23 protein-coding genes and 2 pseudogenes are annotated in these 24,595 nt (G+C 72.8%); 14 read left to right on the forward strand and 11 right to left on the reverse strand.

The genetic code is table 11. The annotated features are described in order from the left end of the window. Window positions 1-46 precede the first annotated feature (46 nt). The 3 genes from GL259_RS32320 to GL259_RS32330 are packed head-to-tail and all read left to right on the forward strand — an operon-like array spanning window position 47 to window position 4,349. Window positions 47-1,741 carry a hypothetical protein gene (locus GL259_RS32320; protein ID WP_159536806.1) on the forward strand — a complete coding sequence of 565 codons (1,695 nt, stop codon included), beginning with the start codon at window positions 47-49 and terminating at the stop codon, window positions 1,739-1,741. After that, entirely contained in the window at window positions 1,738-2,304 is a 567-nt protein-coding gene (locus GL259_RS32325; protein ID WP_159536807.1) for a hypothetical protein, read from the forward strand. The genes GL259_RS32320 and GL259_RS32325 overlap by 4 nt, the downstream gene beginning before the upstream one ends. Beyond that, window positions 2,301-4,349 (forward strand): Hsp70 family protein, encoded by a 2,049-nt coding sequence (locus tag GL259_RS32330; protein ID WP_159536808.1) that lies wholly within the window; start codon window positions 2,301-2,303, stop codon window positions 4,347-4,349. Before GL259_RS32325 ends, GL259_RS32330 begins: the two co-directional genes overlap by 4 nt. Window positions 4,350-4,532: 183 nt before the next feature. Here the strand turns inward: GL259_RS32330 and GL259_RS32335 are convergent, their stop codons facing one another. The 3 genes from GL259_RS32335 to GL259_RS32345 all read right to left on the reverse strand — a co-directional run bounded on the left by GL259_RS32335 (window position 4,533) and on the right by GL259_RS32345 (window position 6,831). Then, a complete protein-coding gene (locus GL259_RS32335) occupies window positions 4,533-6,146 on the reverse strand; it encodes a serine/threonine-protein kinase (RefSeq protein WP_159536809.1) in 1,614 nt (537 codons plus the stop codon). Window positions 6,147-6,274: 128 nt separating this feature from the next. Beyond that, on the reverse strand, window positions 6,275-6,499 hold the full coding sequence (locus tag GL259_RS32340; RefSeq protein WP_243762450.1) for a hypothetical protein: 225 nt from the start codon (window positions 6,497-6,499) through the stop codon (window positions 6,275-6,277). Further along, window positions 6,496-6,831 (reverse strand): hypothetical protein, encoded by a 336-nt coding sequence (locus GL259_RS32345; RefSeq protein WP_243762451.1) that lies wholly within the window; start codon window positions 6,829-6,831, stop codon window positions 6,496-6,498. Before GL259_RS32345 ends, GL259_RS32340 begins: the two co-directional genes overlap by 4 nt. 110 nt (window positions 6,832-6,941) lie before the next feature. Here GL259_RS32345 and GL259_RS32350 point away from each other — a divergent pair, with 110 nt between their 5' ends. Both GL259_RS32350 and GL259_RS32355 read left to right on the forward strand, forming a co-directional pair. Continuing rightward, on the forward strand, window positions 6,942-7,382 hold the full coding sequence (locus tag GL259_RS32350) for a hypothetical protein (protein WP_159536810.1): 441 nt from the start codon (window positions 6,942-6,944) through the stop codon (window positions 7,380-7,382). Between the two features lie 344 nt (window positions 7,383-7,726). Beyond that, window positions 7,727-8,434 (forward strand): hypothetical protein, encoded by a 708-nt coding sequence (locus GL259_RS32355; RefSeq protein ID WP_208026544.1) that lies wholly within the window; start codon window positions 7,727-7,729, stop codon window positions 8,432-8,434. Between the two features lie 99 nt (window positions 8,435-8,533). Here GL259_RS32355 and GL259_RS32360 read toward each other — a convergent pair whose 3' ends face one another. The 3 genes from GL259_RS32360 to GL259_RS32370 form a co-directional block, all read right to left on the reverse strand. Beyond that, the gene (locus GL259_RS32360; protein WP_159536811.1) at window positions 8,534-9,133 is read right to left on the reverse strand and encodes an HD domain-containing protein; all 600 of its coding nucleotides are present in this window, start codon (window positions 9,131-9,133) and stop codon (window positions 8,534-8,536) included. After that, window positions 9,130-9,687, reverse strand: coding sequence for a hypothetical protein (locus tag GL259_RS39570; RefSeq protein WP_159536812.1), 558 nt, complete (start codon window positions 9,685-9,687; stop codon window positions 9,130-9,132). Before GL259_RS39570 ends, GL259_RS32360 begins: the two co-directional genes overlap by 4 nt. 124 nt (window positions 9,688-9,811) lie before the next feature. Continuing rightward, a complete protein-coding gene (locus GL259_RS32370) occupies window positions 9,812-12,664 on the reverse strand; it encodes an ABC transporter substrate-binding protein (protein WP_159536813.1) in 2,853 nt (950 codons plus the stop codon). A gap of 309 nt (window positions 12,665-12,973) precedes the next feature. Here GL259_RS32370 and GL259_RS32375 point away from each other — a divergent pair, with 309 nt between their 5' ends. After that, window positions 12,974-13,516, forward strand: coding sequence for a hypothetical protein (locus tag GL259_RS32375; RefSeq protein WP_159536814.1), 543 nt, complete (start codon window positions 12,974-12,976; stop codon window positions 13,514-13,516). A 65-nt stretch (window positions 13,517-13,581) separates the two neighbouring features. On the opposite strand, the gene GL259_RS32380 is transcribed toward GL259_RS32375, so the two are convergent. Together GL259_RS32380 and GL259_RS32385 are read right to left on the reverse strand one after the other, a co-directional pair. Next, window positions 13,582-13,974 carry an SCO5389 family protein gene (locus tag GL259_RS32380; protein WP_159536815.1) on the reverse strand — a complete coding sequence of 131 codons (393 nt, stop codon included), beginning with the start codon at window positions 13,972-13,974 and terminating at the stop codon, window positions 13,582-13,584. 52 nt (window positions 13,975-14,026) lie between these two features. Further along, complete coding sequence (locus tag GL259_RS32385; protein WP_159536816.1) at window positions 14,027-14,989, reverse strand: ATP-binding protein; 963 nt, start codon at window positions 14,987-14,989, stop codon at window positions 14,027-14,029. Between the two features lie 152 nt (window positions 14,990-15,141). Here GL259_RS32385 and GL259_RS39080 point away from each other — a divergent pair. After that, a pseudogene (locus GL259_RS39080) lies at window positions 15,142-15,500 on the forward strand (MFS transporter); the annotation flags it as partial. Between the two features lie 66 nt (window positions 15,501-15,566). Here the strand turns inward: GL259_RS39080 and GL259_RS32390 are convergent. Then, window positions 15,567-16,328 (reverse strand): CDP-alcohol phosphatidyltransferase family protein, encoded by a 762-nt coding sequence (locus tag GL259_RS32390; RefSeq protein WP_159536817.1) that lies wholly within the window; start codon window positions 16,326-16,328, stop codon window positions 15,567-15,569. A 108-nt stretch (window positions 16,329-16,436) separates the two neighbouring features. On the opposite strand from GL259_RS32390, the gene GL259_RS32395 reads away from it, so the two are divergent. The 5 genes and pseudogenes from GL259_RS32395 to GL259_RS39575 all read left to right on the forward strand — a co-directional run. After that, the gene (locus tag GL259_RS32395; RefSeq protein WP_159536818.1) at window positions 16,437-17,414 is read left to right on the forward strand and encodes a zinc-binding alcohol dehydrogenase; all 978 of its coding nucleotides are present in this window, start codon (window positions 16,437-16,439) and stop codon (window positions 17,412-17,414) included. Between the two features lie 143 nt (window positions 17,415-17,557). Continuing rightward, a complete protein-coding gene (locus GL259_RS32400) occupies window positions 17,558-17,956 on the forward strand; it encodes a 6-carboxytetrahydropterin synthase (protein WP_159536819.1) in 399 nt (132 codons plus the stop codon). Next, a complete protein-coding gene (locus GL259_RS32405) occupies window positions 17,953-19,143 on the forward strand; it encodes a glycosyltransferase family 4 protein (RefSeq protein ID WP_159536820.1) in 1,191 nt (396 codons plus the stop codon). The genes GL259_RS32400 and GL259_RS32405 overlap by 4 nt, the downstream gene beginning before the upstream one ends. After that, window positions 19,140-20,216, forward strand: coding sequence for a methyltransferase domain-containing protein (locus GL259_RS32410; protein ID WP_159536821.1), 1,077 nt, complete (start codon window positions 19,140-19,142; stop codon window positions 20,214-20,216). Before GL259_RS32405 ends, GL259_RS32410 begins: the two co-directional genes overlap by 4 nt. Before the next feature lie 143 nt (window positions 20,217-20,359). Next, window positions 20,360-21,121, forward strand: a pseudogene (locus GL259_RS39575) (lysylphosphatidylglycerol synthase transmembrane domain-containing protein); the annotation flags it as partial. A 143-nt stretch (window positions 21,122-21,264) separates the two neighbouring features. On the opposite strand, the gene GL259_RS32420 reads toward GL259_RS39575, so the two are convergent. Further along, window positions 21,265-22,077 (reverse strand): creatininase family protein, encoded by an 813-nt coding sequence (locus GL259_RS32420; protein WP_159536823.1) that lies wholly within the window; start codon window positions 22,075-22,077, stop codon window positions 21,265-21,267. 48 nt (window positions 22,078-22,125) lie between these two features. On the opposite strand from GL259_RS32420, the gene ribA reads away from it, so the two are divergent. Next, window positions 22,126-22,785 carry a GTP cyclohydrolase II gene (gene ribA, locus GL259_RS32425; RefSeq protein ID WP_159536824.1) on the forward strand — a complete coding sequence of 220 codons (660 nt, stop codon included), beginning with the start codon at window positions 22,126-22,128 and terminating at the stop codon, window positions 22,783-22,785. Window positions 22,786-22,810: 25 nt separating this feature from the next. On the opposite strand, the gene GL259_RS32430 is transcribed toward ribA, so the two are convergent. Continuing rightward, a complete protein-coding gene (locus tag GL259_RS32430; protein WP_159536825.1) occupies window positions 22,811-24,040 on the reverse strand; it encodes a serine hydrolase domain-containing protein in 1,230 nt (409 codons plus the stop codon). Window positions 24,041-24,134: 94 nt separating this feature from the next. Here GL259_RS32430 and GL259_RS32435 point away from each other — a divergent pair, with 94 nt between their 5' ends. Next, window positions 24,135-24,581 carry a PPOX class F420-dependent oxidoreductase gene (locus tag GL259_RS32435; RefSeq protein WP_159536826.1) on the forward strand — a complete coding sequence of 149 codons (447 nt, stop codon included), beginning with the start codon at window positions 24,135-24,137 and terminating at the stop codon, window positions 24,579-24,581. Window positions 24,582-24,595: the final 14 nt, after the last annotated feature.

The following is a 24,595-nucleotide window of genomic DNA, read 5'->3' on the forward strand; positions in this document are numbered from 1 at the left end:
TGTCCGTCGAGGGGCGAAACGTCCCGGGCAAGTGATGTGAGAACAGATGACACATGAGGAACGGCCGGACACCGGCCCTGAGCTGGACGCCTCGATGTCCCGGTCGGAGATGGTCGAGGCATGGCGTGAGCGGCGCCGCGCACGGCGCACCCGGCCGGACACCGCCGCCCCGGGGACGACCGGCCCGGACGGGTTCGCCCTGCGCAGATGGCGCAGGGCCGGTGTGTTCGGCGCGGACGCGGTGCAACGCGTGGAACGGTTTCTGACCGACCTCGCCCGGACTCCCTCCGGTGCGGGAGAAGAGCCCGAATGGGCACTGGGCACACTGCGCCAGTGCCTTGAGGGCGACCCGGTCGCGCAGTTGCCCTCCGCCGTCCGCGCCGTCCTGGAGAACCGTGCGGCCGGTGACACGGTGGCGGCCATGACCCTGATCCACGAGTGCGGGCTGCCCTGGCTGACACCGCACGGTCAGGTGCGGCTCGAGCACCTCATGGGCTCCGCGCCCACCGTGCTGCCGCGGGAGACCCGCCCCTCGGTGTCCGAGGACGTCTCGGGGGCCTTCGCCCTGCAGTACGCCCTCCGCTACGACGAACTCACCGCACTGCCGCGCAACCTGCGCACCCGGGCCCTGCCCTGGGCGCCCCTCGGGGTCGTCGACGACCTGATCGACGCCGAGCTGATCACCCGGGACGACGAGCCCTGGAGGCTGCGCTCGGACCGGCGAGAACGGGACTACCTGAAGGCCCGGCTCGCGCCCGAACTGGCGGACCGGGACACCGCCGAGGCGCTCGGGTGGCAGCAGTTCCTGCAACGGCAGCGGTTCCTCGACGGAGAGTACGAGGAGGGTGAGGAAGGAGACCTCTACGACCTGCTCCAGCGGGCCGCGGAGGGCGATACGACCGTCCTCAAGGAACTCGAGTACGCCCTCCCGCGCACCCTCGTGCTGAAGCTGCGCCATGTCAAGGACGGGGCCCTCACCGGAAACTGGGAGCCGGATGTGCTGGCCGACCGCGGGCTGTGGCGGCTCATGTCGGCTCTGTGGGAGCCGAAGGCCGCCGTCCAGCCCCGGCGCAGTGCCTTCCACGCCCTGGCGGCGCTGCGCCATGCCTACGACTCCATCTGCGCAGGCGACTTCAAGAGGGCCAGGGCCCAGGTGAACAAGTTCCTGGAACACGCAGGCGGGGACCCACTGCAGAACGCCGAGGCGCGCAACATGTCCGCCTACCTGGCGCTCCTGGACGAGGACCTGGACAGTGCGCTCACCGCCCTGACCCGTGTCCTCCCCCTCCAGCCGGCAGCGGAGTCCAACCTGGCCCTCGTCACACGACGGCAGGCCATGCCGCGCAACGACCGGCCGCATCCCTCCAACCCGTACCTGGAACTCGGCCTGCCCAACCAGTCGGCCGTCTGGAAACAGCGGTACCGGGACCTTCGGCGCGAATTCGCCGACGACCGCGAGGAAGCGGCCCGGCTCAACCGGGCCATGCGCCGCATCCAACAGGCCGAACAGCGTGAAGACTGGTCGGACTTCTTCGTCCTGCCGCTGGACGCATCGGTGTTCGCGTTTCCCGACGACCCGCCCGCCACCCTGGTACCACCGGTCGAGCCGATGCCCCGGCAGACGGCCTCTCACGACCCCGGCGACGCGGAAGCCATTCGCCGCCGAGCGGTCGCCGACCTCCTCCCCACCCTCCTCAACGCGCCCCGGCGCCCGGATCACCAGCACAGGACGACGACATGAGCAGCATGGCGCCCAAGAAGCCCACCGGCCTCAAAGCAAGGAGGGAGGCCCGGGCCTGGAAAGCGGAGATGGAACTCCGTACGTACCGGCCCGAACAACTGCTCAACCCGGCGGAACTGCTGGCGCAGTTCACCGAGAGGGCCCGGGAACTGCTGGAACAGGTACCGGACGCACACCGCCCCAGCAGCGCCGAAGTGACTTCGGCACTGCGCCAGGCCGTTCTCGAGGCGTTCAGGACACGGGAACAGTACGTGGCACGGCTGGTCGAAACGGACGTCACCGGTTGGGAGGCCGGAACGTCCGCGATGAGTCTGCGCCGCGCCATCCGGACATCGCTGGTCGACTCCGGGGTTCGCGTCGTCGAGTCGAGCGACGAGCGGGAGCACTTCGTGGTGGTCGAGGGCGAGGGCGACGGCTTCGAGGTCGTTCGTCCGGCCTACGTGGACCAGGCCACCGGAAAGCTGATCCTCTCCGGCCAGCTGCGCCGCGTGTTCGTCCCGGGTCAGCGGGCTGACGGTGAAACCGGTGTCCAGGACGCCACGACGACGGAGGAGAAGCCGTGACCGCCACCGGAATCGACTTCGGCACCACCAACTCCGTGGTGGCCCAGTGGCAGGGCGACGACGTGGAGGTGCTGCCGCTCGACGCGCACCACCTCGACGCCGACTGGCGCCGTCCCGGTTTCGACCTGCTCTTCCCCTCGGTGGTCGGGATGAGTTCGCTGCGCAGCGGTCCCCTCTTCGGATGGGAGGCGAAACTGCGCTCCGAGGAGGCCGCCGAGGCGTGCAAGCGTCTCCTCAAGAGCGACGAGTACGTCAACGTGCAGGACCGCCGCTTCGCGGCCACCACCGTGGCGGCCGGTGTCTTCACCGCCATGAAGGACGGTGCGCGGCACAACCTCACCGAGATCGACCGGGCCGTGATCACGGTGCCCGCGAACGCCACCGGTGCTGCCCGGTACCGGACGCGCGCCGCGGCCCGTTTCGCCGGTATCGACGTCCAGGCGCTCCTCAACGAGCCGACGGCCGCCGCCATGTCGTACGCGCACGACATGCGCGAGGACATGCAGATCCTCGTGTTCGACTGGGGCGGAGGGACCATCGACGTCACCGTCCTCGACTACGTGGACGGGTTCTTCGAGGAGCGCGCCTCGCGGGGCGTCACGGAGCTCGGCGGTCTCGAGATCGACCGGCGGTTGCGCGGACTGGTTCTGGAGAGGGCGCCGGCACGGCGCGCATGGACGCCGGCGCAGGAGCGTCAGTTCCGGCTCGACGTCGAGCGCAGCAAGATCCTGCTGTCCTCCCAGCCCTCCGTGAAGATCCGTACGCCGGACGACAGGGAGGTGGAGATCTTCCAGGGGGAACTGGAGGAGGCGATCACGGACCTCGTCGACCGTGCCCTCGCCCCGGTGGAGGAGTGCCTCCGGGATCTGCACATGGCCCCGCTCGACGTCGACGACGTCCTCATGATCGGCGGCACCAGCCAGATCCCGAGCGTCCGTGCGGCGGTCGCGGAGGCCCTGCAGACGGAACCCGTCCCGACCCACCTGTGCGATCCGATGACCGCCGTGGCACGGGGCGCGGCCATCGCCGCGGCCGTCCTGGCGAAGGAGGCGCCCGGCGTCATCCAGGTGGCCAACAGCCACGCACTGGGGACCGTGACCAAGAAGCCCGACGGGCGTCGGCAGTTCAGCGAGATCATCCCCAGGAACTCGCCGTTGCCCTGGAGCGAGCGGAAGAGCTACACGCCCACCCGCGACTACGAGCGCAAGCTCACGGTGGAGATCTGGGAGGGCGACCCGGACAAGGAACTGGCCGACTCCGACAACGTTCAGCTCACCGAACTGACCCTCGAGTACCCGACACCGCGCGTGCGCGAGGAATCCAGGTTCGACCTGGAGTACACGTACGACTCCGACGGCCTGCTGCACGTGAAGGCCACCTTGGAGCACACGGGTGAAGTCGTCGTCGACGAGGAGGTGAAAAGCTTCGGTTCCGGTGGGCCGACCCCGGAGGTGCGCAAGGAGCTCGACGACCTGCTCACGGTGAACCCCGCGTCGTCGCACATCCTGCCCGCCAACCGCTCCGACCCGCAGGATCGGCCCGTTCCGTCCCATTCCGGTGCGGGTGACTCCGGCCGGGGCGAAGAAGTGCACACCCTTGTGGTCGACGGTTCCAACCTGGCGTGGATCGGGCACTCGCCCGTCCGTCCCGGCGTCTACGAGGAGGAGGACCGACCGAGTTTCACCCAACTCCTCGGTGCCCGAGAAGCGTTGGCAGCCAAATATCCCCGAGCGGACATCCATGTCGTCGTGGATGCCACCTTCAGGCACAAAGTCGCCGAGGAGGAGAGAGCTGCCGTGACCGCCGCGCTCAGCAAGGGAGACATCCTCCAGCCGCCGGCCGGTACGGAGGGGAAGGGCGACGCCTTGGTCGTGGCCATCGCCGATGAGTCAGGTGCGGTCGTCGTCACCAACGACAACTACGTCGAACTGCAGAGCCGCTACCCGTGGTTGCGGGAGAACGGACGAGTTCTCGGGGCCACCCACACCAAGAACAGGTGGGTCTTCACTCCACGGACCTGCGTAGCACCACGGGGAAAGGGCTGAGGAACCAGTCCGCAAGGCGGCCGGGCGGTTTCCACCCGCTCGGCCACCGCTCGCCCGGGGCATGTCGTGCTGCTTCGACCGACCCCTTCCCGGACCGGGTAAACCGCGGGAACCCTCGAAGAAACTGCCACGTCCACCCGGTGTGCAGGACACGCGACCGGGCGGTGTTCCGCGACGACGGCGTCAGGACGTGGGAACGCGCTTCGGGACCCGCAGCCGGAATGCGCTGCGGATCAGCGCCGCGCATCCCAGGGCGAGGAACCACGCGCCCGAGCCGAAGTAGGAGAGGCCGCTGGAGTCGGCGAGCTGGATGCCCACCCAGAAGGCGAACAGCGCGGTGGTGAGCGTGGTGCTCAGAAGGTGCAGGAGCCGGATCCGCCGCGGTACGGGTCCCCAGGGCGAGCGGCGCAGTGCGAGCAACACCGCGGCACAGGTGCCCCCGGCGAACACGGCGACCAGGGCGAACGGCCATGCGCCGCCGAGCACCCACGCCTCCGAGAACATCCAATAGGGGACGAACAGGCTCGTCAGGACGGTCGTACCCCAGTAGAAGGGCAGGAACAGGGAGAGCACCAGGGCCGCTCCGGCTACCCAGAAGGGCAGAGCGCGCCGGAGCGCCGAGGGCGGTGCGGTCACGACGGGTGCCTGCGCGGCCCGTGCGGGGCGGGGGCGTGTGCCTGCGGCCTTCGTGGCTGTTGCCGGTCGGGTGGACGGCTCGGGCCGTGCCGCCGCGCCCGGCGTGGAGCGGGTGGCTTGGGCAGGGGTGGTGGCGGGGCCGACCGTCGTGGGACGGTCGGAGATCGACGGGGCAGCCCCGCGTCTGGATCGGGCCGGCGGGGCCGGCGGGGAGGCTGGGGGCGCGACATCGGGCTTCGGCGTGCGGGGCGCCGGTGCGGCGGGTGCGCCGACGGTGGCGGGCAGGGCGCGGGCTACCTGGTCGGGCAGCCAGACGGCGGCCTCGGTGACGACCTCGGTGGGTGTGTAACCGCTCGGGTCTGCCAGCTGGGCGAGTTCCCCGATGAGTTCGTTCACCGAAGGGCGGTCGGCGGGCTCCTTGGCCAGACAGTGGGCGATGATCTCCAGGCCCGGTCCGGGGAGCTGGTCGAGACGCGGCTCCTCGTACGCGATACGGAAGTTGAGCGACTGTGCCGAGCCGGTGCCGAAGGGGCCGGTACCGGTGGCCACGTACGTCAGCACCGCGCCGAACGCGAACACATCGGTGGCCGGTGTGACGGAGCCGCCGGTGAGCTGTTCGGGAGCCATGAAGCCGGGGGTGCCCAGGATCGTTCCGGCACGGGTGAGCGAGGTGGACTCGGTCGCCACGGAGATTCCGAAGTCGACGACCCGGGGTCCGTCGGGAGCGATGAGCACGTTGGAGGGCTTCAGGTCCCGGTGGACCAGACCGGCCGCGTGAATGGCCTCAAGGGCTTCTGCCAGGCCCGCACCCAGCGCGCGCACCGACTCGGTCGGCCACGGGCCGTGCGCCGCGACGGCTTGGTCCAGGGCCATGCCGGGCACGTACGCGGTGGCCAGCCACGGGGGTGATCCGTCGGGGTCGGCGTCGACCACGGCGGCCGTGAAGAAGCCGGTGACCTTCCGGGCCGCCGCCACCTCCCGGGCGAACCTGCGGCGGAAGCCGGGGTCCTCGGCCAACTCCGGCCGTACGACCTTCACCGCGACCAGACGCCCGCTGGGCGAACGCCCCAGGAAGACCCGTCCCATCCCGCCGGTGCCCAACAGCGCGGAGATCCGGTACCGGCTCACCTGCTGCGGATCGGTCGGCTCAAGCCCTTCCATCAGGCTCCCCCCTGACACACCATGTGCATCCCACCAGCTTCATTACACACCACCGCCCCTACCGCACAACCACTGCCCGCCTGGTGTCCACCTGCCGGATCCGACGCGATGCGCAGAGGGCGTTTCTCCTATTGGTCCGCCCCTGCACGGCGGTAGCTGACGGGCCGGTCCTCCACCTTCACCAGCAGGCCCTCGTCCGCGAGGTCGCGCAGGATCCGGCGGGTGTGCTTCTCCTGCGGATCGTGCCCGGCGTCGCGCAGGGCGCGCAGGCCGCGTGAGGTGTCCCGGCAGCCGCCGTACGTGCGCACGGCCTTCTCGAGGCCGGCGCGCCGGCCGGAGGCGGGTTCGGTCAACGCTCCGCTCCCCGCGCCTGCTCGCCGACGGGGACGGCGTGCGCCTTCTTCGTGTGGTGGGCGATGCTCGCCGGTGCGCCGACGTAGTCGCACGCGGAGCACTTCCGCCGCACGCCCTCGGACACGGCACGCGTGCTCACCGAGTGCCCGGGGCCGTACCCGTGCCCGTGCGGCAACTGGGCGACGGAGGAACCGTATTCGACCGCGAGCAGTGCCGCCTCCGCCACCTTGTCGTGGCCGGGGGCGAAGAACGATCCGGTTCCGACCTTCTTGGCGCGGCCGCACCAGCGGGTGCCGGTCGGAGTGAGGTGGGGAAGAGACTTCGTCGTCATGCCGTCACAGTAGACCGACGGGCGTGACGGGGCGGGGTCCTCGCCGTGTTCGGTGTCCTCCCCGGACCGCCGTGAAGAACACCTGCACGGGGACTCGTAGCCTTCTGATCATGGCCGACATCTACGAACTCCAGCTCACGCTCGACCTGCCGGGCTCGCTCCCGCCCCGGGACCTCGCCCTGCTCCGCTGGCACCTGGGGGAGGAGGGCGGCCGGCAGGACGACGGGTACGAGTACCCCCTCTGGAGGGACCGGGGGCCGGCGCTGCGGATCGGGGGCGCGCTGGTCGGGGAACTGTGCTCCGACGGTCCGGAGTGGGCGCTGACCGTGCGGCAGGAGGCTCATCCCGACGAGTTCGACGACCTGCGCCGGATGGTGCTGTGGCTCGGCGCGCGCACGACGACCGAGGGCACCGTCGGGTACCTCCGCTTCCACGAGTCCCACGTCCCCGACGTGCTGGTCGCGGAGTCGGGAGCCGTGCGCAGTGCGGTCCTGCGGGTGGAGAAGGTCCTCGAGTCGGCGACCGAGGTGATCCCCGGCCACTACGCGTGAACCGCGGCCCCGTCACGAACCCGCGCGCCGCGTGCCGTGACCGGAACCGACCGCAGCCCGACGCGTCGCCATCGGTACTTTCGCCGGTCTTCCGGCCCCGCCGGTGACACCGCCCGGATCCCGTCCCTGGCTTGCTGGAGCGACGGGAACCCCCACCCAGGAGGTGTCATGGGAACGAGACGATCGATGCGCCGTGTCGTCGGCGCGGCGGCGGGGCTGCTCGCCGGCGTGCTCCTCGCCCCGGTCCCACCGGCGGCAGCGGCCCCGACGGACACCGCGGACCGCACGGGCACGGTCGCCGCGGCAGCGGGCGGGACGGGCCCCACCCGGCCGGCCACGAGACCGTGTCCGACCTGCCCGACCACACCGTCTACCGGCCCGACACCCTGCCCACGGACGAGGAACTGCCGGTCGTGGCCTGGGGCAGCGGGGCGTGCCGCGCGGACGGCACGTGGTTCGAGAACATCCTCACCGAGTTCGCCTCCCACGGCTTCCTGGTCGTCGCCAACGGGGAACCCGGTGGTTCGGGCCGGACCTCCTCGGACATGCTGACCGACGCGGTCGACTGGGCCGTCGCGGAGAACAGCGATCCGTACAGCAAGTTCAAGGGGAAGACCGACACGTCCGAAGTCGCGGTGATGGGCCAGTCGTGCGGCGGACCGGAGACCATGGAGGTGGCCGGCGACCCGCGCATCGACACGACCGTCATGTGGAACAGCGGCCTGATGAGCCTGCTCGACAAGTGGACGCAACTGCCCGACCTGCACGCGCCGATCGCCTACTTCGCCGGCGGGCCGGAGGACATCGCGTACGGGAACGCCATGGACGACTGGGACCGGCTCCCCGCCGGGCTGCCCGCCTTCATGGGCAACCTGGACGTCGGGCACTACGGCACCTACGCGGAGCCGAACGGCGGCGAGTTCGGGCGGGTCGGCGTGAACTGGCTGAAGTGGCAGCTCAAGGACGACCCCGCGGCCCGGGCCGAGTTCGTCGGGCCGGACTGCGGGCTGTGCTCCACCGAATGGGACGTCCTGCGGAAGAACCTGACCTGACCTGACTCCGGTCGGCACCGGCCTCCCCGGTCGGCACCGGTCCTCTCCGGCCGCAGCGGCGGAAGTTCCGTCCCCGCCGCGGTCGGTGCCCGGCGACGGTCACGGGCGGACGGACACACCGCCCTCCGGCACCGGCCGGGTGAGGTCGGGGTCGCCGAACTCCGCGCGCAGCGCCTGGAAGGCCGTCACCTTCTCCTCCCCGAAGCGGCGGACGTGGGCGGCGTACTCGTCGGGGGAGAGGAACGCCGACGGCCGGGACTTGCTGTGGAACTTGTCCGCGTACATCACCAGCCTCTCCTCCTCCGTCACCGCCAGGTAGTCGGCGGGAGGCAGCGGGAGGCCCTGGCGCAGGACGTCGTCCTTCGTGACCCCCACTCCGGTGTGGTGGGAGCAGAACCGGCACAGGACCTCGGGGAAGCCCTCCTCTTCGAGGATCTGCTGGCCGAGCAGCCCGTGCCGGATGTAGTTCCCGTGGTCCAGCCGTCCGTCGTCCCCGTAGAGGCGGTAGACGCCGATGTCGTGGAGGAGGCAGCCGGCCCGGACCAGTTCGGCGTCGACGTCGAGGCGCGCGGCCGACATGAGCTGCTCGGCGATGCTCCAGACGATCTCGCAGTGCGTGTGGACGAGCGCGAACGCCTCGGCGGTGGGCGCGTACTTCTCGTGCAGCGCACGGATCTCTTCGGGTCCCGGAATCCTCACCCGGGGAGCGTAACAACCGCCGTGCCGGCGGCCCGGACCGCGTCGTAGGAGCGCAGGGCGCCCTCCCGCGCGTCGACGGGCTTCCCGGCCGCGCAGTACTCCCGCATCTCCTCCAGCCGGCGGCACCGCTCCTCGTCCCGCTCGACGGCCAGCTGCTCGTCGTACCAGGGCAGGAGGTTCTCCGGGGTGTGCTCGGCGGCGACCGCGCGCCAGGCCGCGGTGTCGATCCCGCGGGGCAGGTCGTACTCGTCGTGCCAGTCCACCGCCAGGCGGGTCAGCAGCCACAGCACGTCCACCCGGACCGGCCGCGGACCCGCCACCGCGATGCGGGCCAGGAAGGGCACGGCGTGGGGCGAGGCCTCGTAGCGGCTGCCCTGGTGGAAGATGCTCGTGAACAGCCCGCTCAGGGCCTTGCCGCGGACGGTCTCGTCGTCGCCGCACAGGTCCCTCAGCCGTCCGGGGACGTCCGCGGCGCTGCCGTAGGCGTGCTCCAGCCGGGCCCGGTCCGCCTCGTCCAGACCGGCCAGGAGACCGGCGCACTGCTTCTCGGTCATGCGGGCGACCCTCGCACGCCCTCGTCCCGGACCCGCCCTCGCCGGGCGCGGGCGGTCCTGTGCCCCGCGGCCGTCCTCGTGCTTCTCCGGGACGGGCGACCGGAGGCCCCGTCCCGGTCGCCGCTCACCCGATCGAGCACTCCTTCACGTCGAGCGGCTCGGTGCTGCCGGCCGTTCTGCTGCACAGCACCTCCGCCTCCGAGACGCCTTCCGGGGTTCTCCGGACCCGCTTGAGGACGATGCTGTGGCCGTGCCGTTCGCCGTACAGGGGCGCGTCGGTGAAGTCGATCGTCCCGGTGGCCATGCCGTCGAGCTTGACGCTTCTGAGGTTGACCCAGGTGGCCGCGCGGCTCTGGCGCACGTCCCCGAGGCTGGCCGCCCAGTACAGCGCACGCGTGGCGTCGTGGGAGAGGGCCGTCTGCCCGCTGGCGAAGTCGGCGGCGTCGTACGTGGCCTTCCCGTCCTCCAGCCAGGGGAGGTGCTTGGCGGCGTCCTCGTAGAAGGCGGTCCCGGACGCGGCCCGTCTCAGCTCCGCCAGGGCCGCGTGGTACAGCGTGATCCGCGGGGCAACGCCGTCGCGGCCGCCCGTGCCGGAGAACCTGGCCTTGCTCAGGTCGTCGCCCGTGAGGATGGAGATCTCCCGGTTCGCGCATCCCGGCTCGGTGCTCAGCTGGGTCATCAGCGGGCCGATGTCCTCGACCCGTCCGGCGAAGTAGATCACCGAGGGGACGCTCTCCCCCCGGCAGATGCTCTCCGCGTGCAGCCGCAGTTCGGGCTTGCCGTTCGCCACCCGGTAGCGCTGCGGGGGCAGCAGCCGGAAGCCCTCCCGCTGCAGCATCTCCCCGCCGTAGAGGGCCTGTTCGCTGGTGTAACGGTCCTGCGACTCCTCGGTGTCGCGGGCCAGCACCAGGGCGCGCGGGGCCCTGTCCCGGGTGCGCAGCTGCCGGGCGACGAGACCGAGCGCGTTCGCCTGGTGTTCGTCGGGAGCCGCGAGGCTGAACCAGTTGGAGAACTCCTTCGGCAGGTAGGTCGCCGAGTTGGTGCCGGAGACGATGGGCAGTCCCACCGCGTGGAGCCGGCGTGTGACGTCGGGGCTGCTCTGCAGGTCACGGCCGAAGCCGACGACGCCGACGACGGTCGGGTCGCGGTCGGCGTACTCGGCGATCGCGTCGGCCGTGACGCGCTGGTGCCCCATGTCCGCGCCGCCGTTGGCGAGCAGCACGCGCAGTTTCACCGTGTAGTTCTCGTTGACGACGCGCTGGGCGAGGTACACGCCGGCCAGTTCCTCGGCCCCCTTGACCAGCGAGGGGTCCACCGTGGAGGAGCTCAGCGGGCCCGCGTACACCACCGTGACGTGGGCGTCGGGATGGTCGCGCAGCACCTCGGCGTTCTCGGCGCGCACCAGCTTCTCCAGCTCGCGCAGCCTCCTGCTCTCCCCGTCGGCCCCGTCCCGGAGGTGCGCGCCGAACCGGACGTCTCCGGTGGCTATCCCGACGCACTCCGTGCCCCCGCCGGGCGCGGGGCGCCGTTCGGTGTCGCGATCGGCGGTGAGCAGGCCCGCCGAACAGTACGTCCGGTGCAGCTCGCGGGAGTGGACGACGCCCGCGGTGACGGCGAGGGCGAGGACGAGGAGCAGGCTGTACGCCGACCACACCACGCGGGCCAGGGGCGGCCGGTGCCTGGCCCTGACGCACCGCCAGTCCGTCTGCCGCAGCTGCACCAGCTCCCCGCGGGGCAGCGGGACCCTGAGCACCCAGGGCAGGGCGTTCGTCCTGCTCGGCGACTGGTCGGCCCGGAGGTTCCCGGCCCATTCGTCGTACCAGTGCCGCAGCCGCTGCTGGAGGCGCGAGGGCTGGGGCCGGGGCTGCGGCCGGCCGGCCGGCGGATTGCCGTCCGCGTCCCGGTCGAGCAGGGCCGCGTCGTCCGCCGCCACGCCCGCCACGATCAGCAGCGGGTCGAGTTCGCTGCGCCGGCTGCGGACGTCGCTGACCGCCCTGATCAGTTCGATGCCGCCGTTCTCCCGGCCTATCCGGCGCAGGAACAGCACCGGCGGACGCGTCCGCTTGAACCCCCGCAGGTCCCAGCTGCCGCGCCGGTGGTTGTCCCGCAGGTCCTCGAAGAGCGCCAGCACGTACAGCTGGAGGGGGAACGGGCCGCCCTCCCGCATGGCCTCGGCCACGTCGTAGGCGCGGGCCGCTATGGCCCTCCAGGAGCGGACGGGCCGCAGCAGCCGCACGCTGGTCGACTGGCGACGGGCGGCGGACTGGAGGAACGTCGTGGTCAGGAACCACCGGCTCTCCCTGCGCAGCCACAGGAAGAGGGGAGCGCGTCCGGGGACGTGGTTCAGGACGGCGAGCAGGATCATCAGCCCTATGCCCGCCAGAACGGCGATGTACCACTCGGGGCGGGTGAGCAGCGCGGTGAAGGCGCCCAGGACGCCCATGGGGAGGAACTGCTGCACGTCGGTGAGCAGCATCCGCCGGTGCCGGCGCGAGGGTCTGCGGGGACGCCAGCGCTGCCGGGCCAGGATGCGCAGCAGGTGCGTCTGGGCCTGCTCCCGCTGGGCGTTCCCGTCCGGGGTGCCGGCGGGGGCGGTCGGCCAGTGCTCGCGCATCTCCGGATCGTCGGTGGCCTCCTGGAGGGCGCGCACGAGGCCCAGGCGGGGGAAGGTGTAGGGCCGGTAGGCGGCGGACCGGTCGCCCCACTTCCTGGAGTCGCCGAGATCGCGCAGGAGCCGCGCGGCCCGGGCCGTGGGATCCGAGTCCCCCGGCTGCGGCTCGGTCGGGGCGACGGCCAGGCGCGTGCCGTGACGCTGCTGTCCTTCGCGCAGCTCGTCGACGAGTTCGGTGACGCGGTCGTCGTCGGCGGGGTCCTCGGCGTGCAGCACGATGACCGGCATCGGGGGATCGCTGGTCCGAAAGTCCTGGATCAGGGACTCCAGTTGTCGCTGGACGTCGATCCCCGCCTCGGTCGACATGCCCGGGTGACCGCCCGGGCAGTTCTGAGGAAAGCTCTGGTCGCGGTCGTGCATGGACACCCCCCGTGGTCGTAAGACACATGTGTCACAAGCGCTTTGTGAGAATAACGCCCACCCCTGACAACCGCCCCCGGTGGAACGGGGGTCCGTCGCGGTGGTGATGCCGGGCCGGCGGACGGTGCCGCCGGCGCGTGGTGTCACGCGATCGGGTGATGCTGTGCGATGCGGGCACGTGCGGGGACGGCGGTCCGTTCGATCCGGTGACGGGGGCATCCCGTTTCACTGCGAACACGGACGACGGAGCGCGTCATGAGCCTGCTTTTCCACCGCAACCCCGACGGCACGACGACCGGCCGCAACGACGTCACCGGGTTCACGGTGACGCACACCGACGAAGAGGAGGTGAAGAGGCTGCTGTACGAGGACGCGGGGTGGGAGTACACGCCGCCACCGCCTCCGGTGCCGCCCGGCTTCCACCGGTTCTCGCTGGTGCACGACGAGTTCCGGGCCGCCGGGTTCGGGGACGAGCGGTACGCGGGGCTGCGGGCGCGTCCGCCGGAGGGGTGCGTGCCGGTCGACCGGGGGTGCTTCGCCCTGGAGTGCGAGCGCCCGGGGAGGACCCTCCTGGACGCGGTCGCCGGCACCGTCGCGGAGGTCCGCCGCGAGCACGGGCTGGTGATGAACGGCCTGGGTGTCGAGAAGCCGGGGGAGTGGTTCGACGCCGACGACAAGAACGGGTACGCGGCGCAGACCGTCGCGCACCTGGTGCTGACGGCGGCCCACCGGGCCCGCCTGCTCGGTTACGGGCGCAAGGACGTGGCCCGGCTGCTCGACGCGGCGGGCGTCGAGTAGCCGGTGGGGTGACGAGGCGGGGGCGACGCGGCGGGGTGGCGGGGCCGCCGGTGGTCGCCGGGGGGTCAGCAGTCCCTGAACTCCGGTGACTGGTTCAGCACCTGTGCCCGCACCGAGGTGAACCGCCCGTGCGTCTTTCCACCCCTCGCCTCCGGACGGAACGCCGCCACCCGGTGGCAGTTCTGGAAGGCCAGGGCCACGCCGAAGTGGCGCTCCAGACTGCCGCGGATCGCGTCGCTGGCGAGGGCGCGCAGCAGCTGCCCCCGTTCCCCCTCCGAGGGCGGAGGAGTCCGGTTGTCGGTGAAGTCGGCGTCGCCGTCCCGCAGTTCGGCGGCGAGGGAGGCGATCAGGTCGTAGGCGTACGGCAGGGACGTGCGGACGGTGTCCACGAAGTCCTCCTCGCGGATGTCGCCGTGCTCGGCCTCGGTGAGGAGCTTCGGGGAGACGTCGAGGGACATGAAGGGGTCCGTTCTTTTTGGGGGGGGTGGGGGTCGATGAGGAGGTGATGCGTCAGGACAGTGCCGCCGGGCCCGGCACGAAGTCCGGGTCCACCTGGGCCGCCAGGTCCTCGCCCGTGCGCTCGTCCGCCCACGCGCGGGCGTTGCGCAGGTGGAACTCGACGGCGTGGCGGTGCAGGCGGTCCCAGTCCCTGGGGTGGGCGTCGACGGCCTCGCGCAGGAGGTTCAGCGCGTGCCGGTTCTGCGGCTCCAGGGAGTCCAGGCCGTCCGGTTCGGACCGGCCCTGCTCCGCCGCGCGCACCCAGTCCGAGTGCACCAGGTGGGTCAGCAGGTCGTCCCCCACCTGTTCCTTGAGGAAGAGCAGGTCGTCCTCGCCCGTCACCTTGTTGCCGACGACCGCGATGCGGATGCCGAACTCGCGTGCGTGGTCACGGTACTGGCGGTAGACCGACACGCCCTTGCGGGTGGGTTCGGCCACCAGGAAGGTCATGTCGAAGCGGGTGAACAGGCCGGAGGCGAAGGCGTCGGCGCCCGCGGTCATGTCGACCACCACGTATTCGCCGGGGCCGTCGACCAGATGGCCCAGGTACAGCTCCACCGCGCCCAGCTTGGAGTGGTAGCAGGCCACTCCCAGGTCGCTCTCCTCGAACTCGCCGGTGACCATCAGCGGGACCCCGCCGGCCCGGGAGACGTGCCGCGTGTGCAGTTCGTCGTCGCCGAGGAGGCGCAGCAGGCGTGAACCGCGGCCGGGCGGAGTGGTCTTGATCATGGACTCGGGAGAGGCGATGCGGGGGTTGGTGCCGCGCAGAAAGGACTTGATGTCGTGCAGACGGGGGCCCAGGGGAGGGGGCGTCGCGGGGGTGTCCTCACCGGGGGCGAGCGCCTGCGCCAGGTGCTGGTTGATGTCCCCGTCGACGGCGAGGACCGGAGCGCCGTCGCGCGCCAGGTGGCGGGCGAACAGGGCGGACAGGGTCGTCTTGCCGCTGCCGCCCTTGCCGACGAAGGCGATTCTCACCGGCACCCCTCCTTTTTGAAAATGAATGTCATGTGAGTAGGTTCTAGGGTGCGGCATAGGGAGGTGTCAAACTCCTCCGCCCGTGTCGGCTGATCTTCATCCGCCCGATCGACTCGGAAGGGTTGATGCGTATGGATTGCAAGTGCGTAGCTGCAGTGGCGGCCGGGCTGCTGCTGGCCGCGGCCGGTTCCGCCGTCGTGGCGGCGGCGCGTCCCGCCGGGTGGTCGGGGGCCGCCGGAGTGGTGCCCGCGGCCGGATGCGTCGTCCTGCTCACCCCCGGCCAGATGCTCGTCGTGCCCGTGGCCCGCGCCTGGGTGCCCGACCTCGCCCAGGAGGGCCGGCCCGGCCTCTGCACCGGGGCGCTGTCCTCGGTCCCCGGCCTGATCGTCCTGCTCGGCAGCTCGGCAGCTCGGCGACCGGGGCGCTGCTGCACGCGGGGCTGCCGCCGGCGGTGCCGTGGCTGGTGCCGGCCGCGGTGGCGGCGGTGCTGCTCCCGGGGAGGCGCCCGTGAGCACCTCGCGCCCCGCTCACCCCGCCCCGCGCATCGCCTCCCACCCGCCCCGCGCCTCGCCCCGTGTCACCCGGCGACCAGTTCCCGCACCTCGGCGGCGGGAGCCGGCACCCGCACCCGCGACGTCCGCCACAGCCACAGCACGTCGCGTCCGAACGACCACACCAGCAGCCCCAGCGCCAGCGCCACCACACCGACGTTGGCCCCGTGCGGCAGCAGGTCCGCGCCCGCCAGCAGCAACAGCACCCCCTGCAGCGCGGCCACCGTCTTGCGGGCCGTGCTCGGCGGGAGCGGCGCCGTCAGCCAGGGCCACACGCGCGCCGCCGCGACGAAGACGTACCGCATCGAGCCGATCAGCAGCACCCACGGCCCCAGCGCCGTCGACACGTACACGCTCAGCACCAGGATCAGGAAGGCGTCCACCTCCATGTCGAAGCGGGCGCCCAGCGGGGTCGACGTACCGGTCCTGCGCGCCACCTTCCCGTCCACGCCGTCGAGGACCAGTGCCACGGCGGTCAGGCCGACGAGGAGGGAGACGGGCGGCGAGTCCTGGAAGGAGTCGGCGACCAGCGCGGTCACCCCGCCGACCAGGGTGGCCCGGCCGAGGGTGACCCGGTTGGCCGCGCCGAAGGAGCGCGGCCGGGACCGGTGCAGGGCCCGGGAGAGCACCGCCCAGGTGGCGGCGGCGAACGCGAGGCCGGTCAGCCAGCCCGCCGGGCCCATGCCGACCGCCGTACCGATCAGGGCCAGCAACAGGATCTGCACGCCCGCCCCCACGGCGGTCTCCTGCTGTACGAGCCTCGCGTCGTGACTGTTGTTCAGGGCCACCGAGCATCCTCCGGCCGTGTGACAGAGTCGATCAGCGCCGCTACCTTGTGCGCGGCCTGTGCACCACTCGGTACGCGGGCCGCTTCCCGACCGTTCAGGAGGACTTCGATGAATCGCACCGCCCGTGCGTTCTGGCTCGACTCGCCCGGGCGGGGGGAGATCCGCGAGGTCGCCCTGCCGGCTGCCGGCGAGGGGGAGGTGCTGGTGCGCTCGCTGTGCTCCGGGGTGAGCCGCGGCACGGAGACGCTCGTCTTCCGCGGCGGGGTGCCGGAGAGCCAGTACGCGGCCATGCGGGCGCCGTTCCAGGAGGGCGACTTCCCGGGGCCCGTGAAGTACGGCTACCTCAACGTGGGGGTGGTGGAGGAGGGACCCGAGGAGCTCACCGGCCGGACGGTCTTCTGCCTCTACCCGCATCAGACCCGCTACGTCGTCCCGGCGGGCGCCGTCACGCCCGTGCCCGACGGGGTGCCCGCCGGACGGGCCGTGCTGGCCGGCACCGTGGAGACCGCCGTCAACGCCCTGTGGGACGCGGCACCGCTGGTCGGCGACCGGATCGCCGTGGTCGGCGGCGGCATGGTCGGCTGCTCGGTGGCCGCGCTGCTGGCGCGCTTCCCCGGCGTACGCGTCCAGCTCGTCGACGCCGACCCGGCGCGGGCGAGGACCGCCGAGGCGCTCGGCGCCGGCTTCGCCCTCCCCGGGGACGCCCTCGGCGACTGCGACCTGGTCGTCCACGCCAGCGCCACCGAGCAGGGGCTGGGCCGGGCGCTCGAACTGCTCCGTGCCGAGGGCACGGTCGTCGAACTGAGCTGGTACGGCGACCGCAAGGTGAGCCTCCCGCTGGGTGAGGCCTTCCACTCCCGGCGGCTGACCGTCCGCGGCAGCCAGGTCGGCACCGTCTCCCCGGCCCGCGCGAACCGCAGCTACGCCGACCGGCTCGCCCTCGCCCTCGACCTGCTCGCCGACCCCGCGTTCGACGCCCTCGTCACCGGTGAGTCCGCCTTCGACGAACTGCCCGACGTCATGCCCCGGCTCGCCTCCGGCGAGATCCCGGCGCTGTGCCACCGCGTGCGCTACGACACCGCATGACGGTGCCGCGGGAAAACAGGCGCGCCTGACCTGAGAAAAGGCGGAGCGAGGACTGAACGCGGGAAGGCGGCCGGCCGTACTACACGGCATCCCCGGCGGAGATCGGCCGGGGAGCAGACGCGCCGCACCTGGAGGGTCGTCCGTTGTTCAGCATCACCGTCCGCGATCACATCATGATCGCCCACAGCTTCCGCGGCGAGGTCTTCGGACCGGCCCAGCGCCTGCACGGGGCCACGTTCCTCGTGGACGCCACGTTCCGGCGCGAACAGCTGGACGAGGACAACATCGTCGTCGACATAGGGCTGGCCACACGGGAACTCGGGGCCGTCGTCGGCGAGCTGAACTACCGCAACCTCGACAACGAACCCGACTTCTCGGGGGTCAACACCTCCACGGAGTACCTGGCCAAGGTCATCGCCGACCGCCTCGCCGAACGCGTCCACAAGGGGGCGCTGGGCGAGGGCGCCAAGGGCATCGCCCACATCGCCGTCACGCTGCACGAGTCGCACATCGCCTGGGCGAGTTACGAGCGTGCGCTGTGACCGACACGACCATCGACCGGGCCGGGGCCGCACGCCTGGACTACGTCCCCCGGCAGGCGTCCTTCCCGAGGAACGACGGGATCATCCCCATGTCCCTGCGCACGGTGCACTTCGTGATGCCGGGCGGTGTCGACGACCCGGCCGCGCCGAGCGGCGGCAACGCCTACGACCGGCGGGCGTGCCTGGACCTGCCCGGCTTCGGCTGGCAGGTCGACCGGCACGCCGTGGCCGGTGACTGGCCCCGGCCCGGCGCCGCCGCCCGCACGGCGCTCGCCCGCACCCTGCGCGAACTGCCGGACGGCGCCGTCGTCCTGCTCGACGGGCTGGTCGCCTGCGGGGTTCCCGAGATCGTCGTCCCCGAGGCGCAGCGGCTGCGGACGGCCGTCCTCGTCCACCTCCCGCTCGGCGACGAGACCGGGCTCGACCCGGCCGTCGCCGCCGACCTGGACGCCCGCGAGCGCGCGGTGCTGCGCGCGGTGCCCGCCGTGATCGCCACCAGCGACTGGGCGGTGCGCCGCCTCGTCTCCCACCACGGCCTCGCCCCCGACCGCGTCCACGTCGCCGCCCCCGGCGCCGACATCGCGCCCCTGGCGCCCGGCACCGACGGCGTCTCACGTCTTCTGTGCGTGGCCGCCGTGACGCCGCGCAAGGGACAGCACCGGCTGGTGGAGGCGCTGGCGGCGGTGGCCGACCTGCCGTGGAGCTGCGCGCTCGTCGGCGGGATCACCCAGGACCCCGACTACGTCGCCCGTCTGCGGTCCCTGATCCGTGAGCACGGCCTCGAGGACCGGCTCGAACTGACCGGACCGCGGTCCGGCGCCGCACTCGACGCCGCCTACGCCGCCGCCGACCTGATGGTCCTCACGTCGTACGCGGAGACGTACGGCATGGCGGTCACCGAGGCGCTGGCGCGCGGCATCCCGGTGCTGGCCACCGACGTCGGCGGGCTGCCCGAGGCGGTCGGCCGGGCGCCCGACGGCTCGGTGCCCGGCATCCTCGTCCCGCCGGAGGACCCCGCGGCCATCGCCGCCGAACTGCGCGGCTGGTTCGGCGAGGCCGACGTGCGGCGCCGGCTGAAGGCCGCCGCCCGCGGCCGGCGTGCCGCGCTCGGCGGCTGGGCGAGCACCGCGCAGAGCCTGGCGGCGGTACTGCGCCGGCTCCCGACCGAACCCCGGAGGGCGGCATGACCGAACCGGCGACCACCACTCGGCACGGCGGCGCGATCCCGGCCCCGCCCGGCCCCCGGGACGTCGCGGAGGCCGCGGCCGGCCGGCGAGGGAACACCGGGGAGTCCACGAGCACCGCCCGGCCCTCCGTCATCCCCGGCGCCGGCCCCGCGCCCCGCCCCGGGGAGCGGGCCACCCTGCGCCTGCGCGGGACCGGTGACGGGACCAGTGACGGCGAAGGTGACGGCGACGGGGCCGGGGAACCGCCCCGGTACGCGCCCGAGTGGCTCCAGCTGCGCGAGCCCGCCGATGCCGACGCCCGCGCGCACGACCTGCTCGACCCGCTGCGCGTCCGGCTCGCCGACCTGCCGCGGCGGGGCGGCGGACTCGTCGTCCACGACATCGGCTGCGGCACCGGCTCGATGGGCCGCTGGCTCGCGCCCCACCTGGACGGCGCCCAGCACTGGATCCTGCACGACCGCGACCCCTACCTGCTGCACTTCGCCGCCGCCGCCTCCCCGCGCTCCGCCGCCGACGGCAGCCGCGTCACCGTCGAGACCCGGCGCGGCGACGTCGCCCGGCTCACCCCGGACGCGCTGGCCGGCGCCTCCCTGGTGACGGCGTCCGCGCTGCTCGACGTCCTCACCCGCGAGGAGGTCGAGGCCCTCGCCGCCGCCTGCGCCGGAGCCGGCTGCCCGGCCCTGCTCACGCTGTCCGTCACCGGGCGCGTCGAACTGACCGCGCCGCACCCGATGGACCGGGAGATCACCGAGGCGTTCAACGCCCACCAGCGCCGGGGCGGCCTGCTCGGACCGGACGCGGTCACGGTGGCGGCGGAGGTGTTCGGCGAGCACGGCGCGACGGTGCGGCTGAGCCCCAGTCCCTGGCGGCTCGGTCCCGGGCAGGCCGCGCTGACCGAGCAGTGGCTGCGGGGCTGGGTCGGCGCGGCGGTCGAGGAACGGCCCGAACTGGCGGAGCGCGCCGAGCGCTACCTGACCGAGCGTCTGTCGGCGTGTGCGGCGGGGGAGTTGCGGGTCGTCGTCCACCACGGCGACCTGCTCGCCCTGTGCCGGCCGGTGGACGGGGCCGCGTGAGCGCGCGGACGGCCCGGGTCCCCGTGGTGGGGGCGCCCGTACCGGCCGCACGGGGCGCGGCCGCGTCCCGCGGGTTCCTCGCCCGTCTCACCACCCGCACCGTGCGCACCCGCCTGTGCACCCTCGCCGGTGCCGCCGTCCTCGTGGTCCTGCTGTGGCGTCTGGGCACCGGCGCCTTCCTGGACGGACTGCGCCGCATCGACGGGCCGACGCTGCTCGCGGCGCTCGGGATCGGACTGGTGACCACGGTCTTCAGCGCCTGGCGCTGGGCGCTGGTGGCCCGGGGCCTGAGGATCCGGCTGCCGCTCGGACCGGCCGTCGCCGACTACTACCGGGCCCTGTTCCTCAACGCGGCCCTGCCCGGAGGCGTCCTCGGCGACGTCCACCGGGCGGTGCGGCACGGGCGGAGCACCGGTGACCTGGGGCGCGGGGTGCGGGCGGTGGTCCTGGAGCGGACCGCCGGGCAGCTCGCGCTGTGCGCGGCCGGGACCGTGGTGCTGCTGACCGCGCCGTCCCCGGTACGGGACGAGGTCCGGCACGCCGCCCCGCTCGCCGGTCTCGCCGCGCTGGGCGCCTGCGCCGTCGCGCTCGCCCTGCGCATGAACCGGACGCCGTCGCGCCGGCGGCGGGCGTTGCGCGGGGCGCTCGCCGAGGCGCGCGAGGGACTGCTGTCCCGGCGCAACGCGCCCGGGGTCCTCGTCTCCTCCCTCGTCGTGCTGGCCGGCTACGTCGCGATGTTCGTGCTCGCCGCCCGTGTCGTCGGGGCCGGGGCCTCCGTGACCGAGCTGCTGCCGCTCGCCGTGCTGGCGCTGCTCGCCATGGGGCTGCCGCTGAACGTCGGCGGCTGGGGCCCCCGGGAGGGCGTCACCGCCTGGGCGTTCGGCGCCGCCGGGCTCGGCGCCGGCCGGGGCCTGGCCGTCGCGGTGGTCTACGGGGTGCTCAGCCTCGTGGCGAGCCTGCCCGGGGTCGCCGTGCTCGTCGCCCGCTGGTACGCGGGGCTGCGCGCCGGGTCCCGGACCACCGCGTCACCCGGCGCGCGGGAGGGCGCCTACCCGCGGTCCGCCGCGCCCGTCGCGCCGGACGTACCCGCCGCAGCGCCCTCCGAGGTCAGCAGGGAGAAATACGCGCCGAAGGAATCCGTCAGGCTCGCCAGCAGTTCCTCGCCCTTTTCCGCCGAACCCAGTGAGGGACGGCCGATGACACCGGAATCGGTATAGGCGGACATGCCCAGGGTGAGCAGATGACGCCGGTCGTCCGCGACGGAATCGGAGGTCTCATAACCGGGCCGGAGCAATTCGGGATGAGTGTGCAGAAGGATGGAGGTCTCGATTTCCCCCGCGTGCATGTCGGTGAGCAACGAGGTGGCGACACCGGCCCGTCGCCGCGCCGTCTCCCAGTCCTCCGGGGCCGGGAAGAGCGCCATCCGCTCGCCGCGCGCGGAGGACTCCTGGACGACGTTGCCGAGTACGTAGTTCCCGCCGTGCCCGTTGACCAGCACCAGGGCGTCCACGCCCGACCGGCGCAGCGAGTCGGCGATGTCCCGTATCACCGCGTGGAGGGTCACGGAGGAGAGGGAGACGGTCCCCGGCCAGGCCGCGTGCTCGTGCGAGCAGGAGACCGTCACCGGAGGGAGGAGGTGCACCGGGTACGCGTCGGCGATCTCCCGCGCGACGGCACAGGCGACCAGCGTGTCGGTCGCCAGCGGCAGGAAGGGACCGTGCTGCTCGAAACTCCCGACGGGAAGAACCGCGACCTGCCGTGAGACTCCGGCGCCCCGCGTCCGTACATCCTCCGTGGTGTCCGCCGGCAACAGACCGTACCCCGGGCCGTGCGCCGCCGACCGTTTTTGCGAACCACCCATATCGTCACGGCCTTTCGTCTCTGCTCAGAGCTGAGGAACTCGAGAATCATGACAGAAAAAGTAGGCGTACTCGGCAAGAAGTCCCCGCAGCGGACCGGTGTGGAACGCGTCGTGAATGCGCCGCTGCCCACCGTGTACGGGAAATTCCAGGCGGTCGGCTACCTGGACCACGACCGCGGTGACGAGCAAGTGGCCCTGGTGTACGGCGACATCGGCACGGACGGTGTCCTCACCCGGCTGCACTCGGAGTGCCTGACGGGCGACGCCTTCGGTTCCCGGCACTGCGAGTGCGGCGACCAGCTGGCGTCGGCGCTGCGCGCGGTCGTCGCCGAAGGGGCGGGCGTGGTCGTCTACTTGAGGGGGCACGAGGGCCGCGGCATCGGCCTGCTCGCCAAGCTGCGGGCGATGGCCCTCCAGGCGGAGGGCCTGGACACCGTCGAGGCGAACCTCGCCCTCGGCCTGCCGGTGGACGCCCGCGACTACGCCGTCGCCGCCGGGATGCTCCAGGACCTGGGCGTGCGGTCGGTGCGGCTGATGTCCAACAACCCGCGCAAACGGGAGGCGCTGGTCCGGCACGGCGTCCAGGTCGCCGAGCAGGTGCCGCTGCTGATACCGCCGTGCGAGAACAACATCACCTACCTGCGCACCAAGCGGGAACGCCTCGACCACCACCTGCCCCACCTCGACGCGGTGGCGCACTGGTCGTGACCGGCGCCGTGAGCCGCGTCCGCGTTCAGCCGGCCACGGCGTCGTGCACCAGCCGCCTCAGTTCCCGGAACACCGGGTTGGAGGACCTGGGCCGCACCTGCGTGTAGAACTGCACGGTCAGGTCGCGGCCCGGGTCGACCCAGAAGGTGGTGGTGGCCACTCCGCTCCAGCCGTACGTGCCGGGGCCGGACGGGGTCTGGGTGCGGGACGGGTCGACGACGACGGAGACGCCGAGCCCGAAGCCGACGCCGTCGTTGCCGGGATCGTCGTGCGCGGGGCGGCTGCCGAAGGCGCGCAGATCGGCGCCGCCGGGGAGGTGGTTGCGGGTCATCAGGTCCACGGTCCCGGGGGTGAGCAGCCGCACCCCGTCGAGCTCGCCGCGCCGGCGCAGCATCTCCGTGAACCGGTGCATGTCGTGGGCGGAGGCCACCATCCCCCCGCTGCCGGACAGGAACCGCGGCCGGCCCCGCAGCGGCAGCCCGGCGATGGGCTCGATGCCCCCGCCCTCCGCCTCCCCGTACATCTCCGCGAGCCGCCCCGCCTGCTCGTCGGCGACCTCGAACCCGGCGTCCGTCATCCCCAGCGGCCGGAAGACCCGCTCGGCGAGGAAGGCGTCCAGCGGCTGCCCGGACACCACCTCGATGATCCGCCCCAGCACGTTGGAGGCCACCGAGTAGTTCCACTGCGTCCCCGGGTCGAACTGCAGCGGAAGACGCGCGTACAGGTCGACGGTCTCGGCGAGGGAGGCCCCCGGCACCACCGACGACTCCAGCCCGGCCGCCCGGTACAGCGCGTCGACGGGGTGGGCGTGGTAGAAGCCGAACGTCAGCCCGGCGGTGTGGGTCATCAGGTGCCGCACGAGCAGGGGCCCGTCGGCCGGCCGGGTCAGCACGTCGTCACCGGAACCGCCCTCGTACACCCGGGGCTCGGCGAAGGCCGGCAGATGGCGCCCGACCGGGTCGTCCAGTGACAGCCGGTCCTCCTCCACCAGCGTCAGCGCGCCCACGGACGTCACCGGCTTGGTCATGGAGTAGATCCGCCACAGCGTGTCGCTCTCCACCGGCAGCCCGGCCGCGACGTCCCGCGCCCCGTACGCCGTCAGGTGCGCGACGCGTCCGCCCCGCGCGACGGCCACGAGGAAGCCGGGCAGCCGCCCCTCGTCGACCCGGCGCGCGAAATGCCGGTCCAGGCGCTCCAGCGCGCCGGCGTCCAGCCCGGCCTCCTCCGGGCCGACCTCTTGCCGCAGCAGTGCCATCCTTCTCCTCCGCTCCCGATCATCGAGGTGAGTCCGGCATACCCCGCCGGGCGCCGGCGGGAACGCCGGGGCCGCGCGGGCCGTTGACCGGGGTATGACTCAGGACGCCGAGCAGAACGCACTGCTCTCGCTGCTCTCCGAGGGGAACAGCGGAGTGCTCGTCACGCTGAAGCGCGACGGGCGGCCCCAGCTGTCGAACGTCAACCACGCGTACGACCCGGACGAGCGGGTCGTCCGGGTCTCGGTCACGGACGGCCGGGCCAAGACCCGCAACGCCCGGCGGGACCCGCGGGTGTCCTATCACGTCACCACCTCCGACCGGTGGGCCTACGCGGTCGCCGAGGGCACTGCCGAGCTTACGGCGGTCGCCGAGGAGCCGTACGACCAGACGGTGGAGGAACTCGTCCGGCTGTACCGCGACGTCAACGGCGAGCACCCCGACTGGGACGACTACCGCGCCGCGATGGTCCGCGACCGGCGGCTGGTGCTGCGGCTGCGGGTGGAGCGGGTGTACGGGATCCCGCGGCGCGGCGGGTCGTAGGTCCGGCGCGGCGG

This window comes from Streptomyces sp. Tu 3180, from assembly GCF_009852415.1.
Lineage (GTDB): Bacteria > Actinomycetota > Actinomycetes > Streptomycetales > Streptomycetaceae > Streptomyces.

Excerpts from the sequence above, each read along its gene's own strand:
- GL259_RS32395 (WP_159536818.1), top strand. The coding sequence starts at position 16,437 with ATGAATCGCACCGCCCGTGCGTTCTGGCTCGACTCGCCCGGGCGGGGG.
- GL259_RS32435 (WP_159536826.1), top strand. The coding sequence starts at position 24,135 with ATGACTCAGGACGCCGAGCAGAACGCACTGCTCTCGCTGCTCTCCGAG.
- GL259_RS32335 (WP_159536809.1), bottom strand. The coding sequence starts at position 6,146 with ATGGAAGGGCTTGAGCCGACCGATCCGCAGCAGGTGAGCCGGTACCGG.
- ribA (WP_159536824.1), top strand. The coding sequence starts at position 22,126 with ATGACAGAAAAAGTAGGCGTACTCGGCAAGAAGTCCCCGCAGCGGACC.
- GL259_RS32320 (WP_159536806.1), top strand. The coding sequence starts at position 47 with ATGACACATGAGGAACGGCCGGACACCGGCCCTGAGCTGGACGCCTCG.
- GL259_RS32430 (WP_159536825.1), bottom strand. The coding sequence starts at position 24,040 with ATGGCACTGCTGCGGCAAGAGGTCGGCCCGGAGGAGGCCGGGCTGGAC.
- GL259_RS32380 (WP_159536815.1), bottom strand. The coding sequence starts at position 13,974 with ATGTCCCTCGACGTCTCCCCGAAGCTCCTCACCGAGGCCGAGCACGGC.
- GL259_RS32420 (WP_159536823.1), bottom strand. The coding sequence starts at position 22,077 with ATGGGTGGTTCGCAAAAACGGTCGGCGGCGCACGGCCCGGGGTACGGT.
- GL259_RS32410 (WP_159536821.1), top strand. The coding sequence starts at position 19,140 with ATGACCGAACCGGCGACCACCACTCGGCACGGCGGCGCGATCCCGGCC.
- GL259_RS32345 (WP_243762451.1), bottom strand. The coding sequence starts at position 6,831 with ATGACGACGAAGTCTCTTCCCCACCTCACTCCGACCGGCACCCGCTGG.
- GL259_RS32370 (WP_159536813.1), bottom strand. The coding sequence starts at position 12,664 with ATGTCGACCGAGGCGGGGATCGACGTCCAGCGACAACTGGAGTCCCTG.
- GL259_RS32325 (WP_159536807.1), top strand. The coding sequence starts at position 1,738 with ATGAGCAGCATGGCGCCCAAGAAGCCCACCGGCCTCAAAGCAAGGAGG.
- GL259_RS32375 (WP_159536814.1), top strand. The coding sequence starts at position 12,974 with ATGAGCCTGCTTTTCCACCGCAACCCCGACGGCACGACGACCGGCCGC.
- GL259_RS32350 (WP_159536810.1), top strand. The coding sequence starts at position 6,942 with ATGGCCGACATCTACGAACTCCAGCTCACGCTCGACCTGCCGGGCTCG.
- GL259_RS39570 (WP_159536812.1), bottom strand. The coding sequence starts at position 9,687 with ATGACCGAGAAGCAGTGCGCCGGTCTCCTGGCCGGTCTGGACGAGGCG.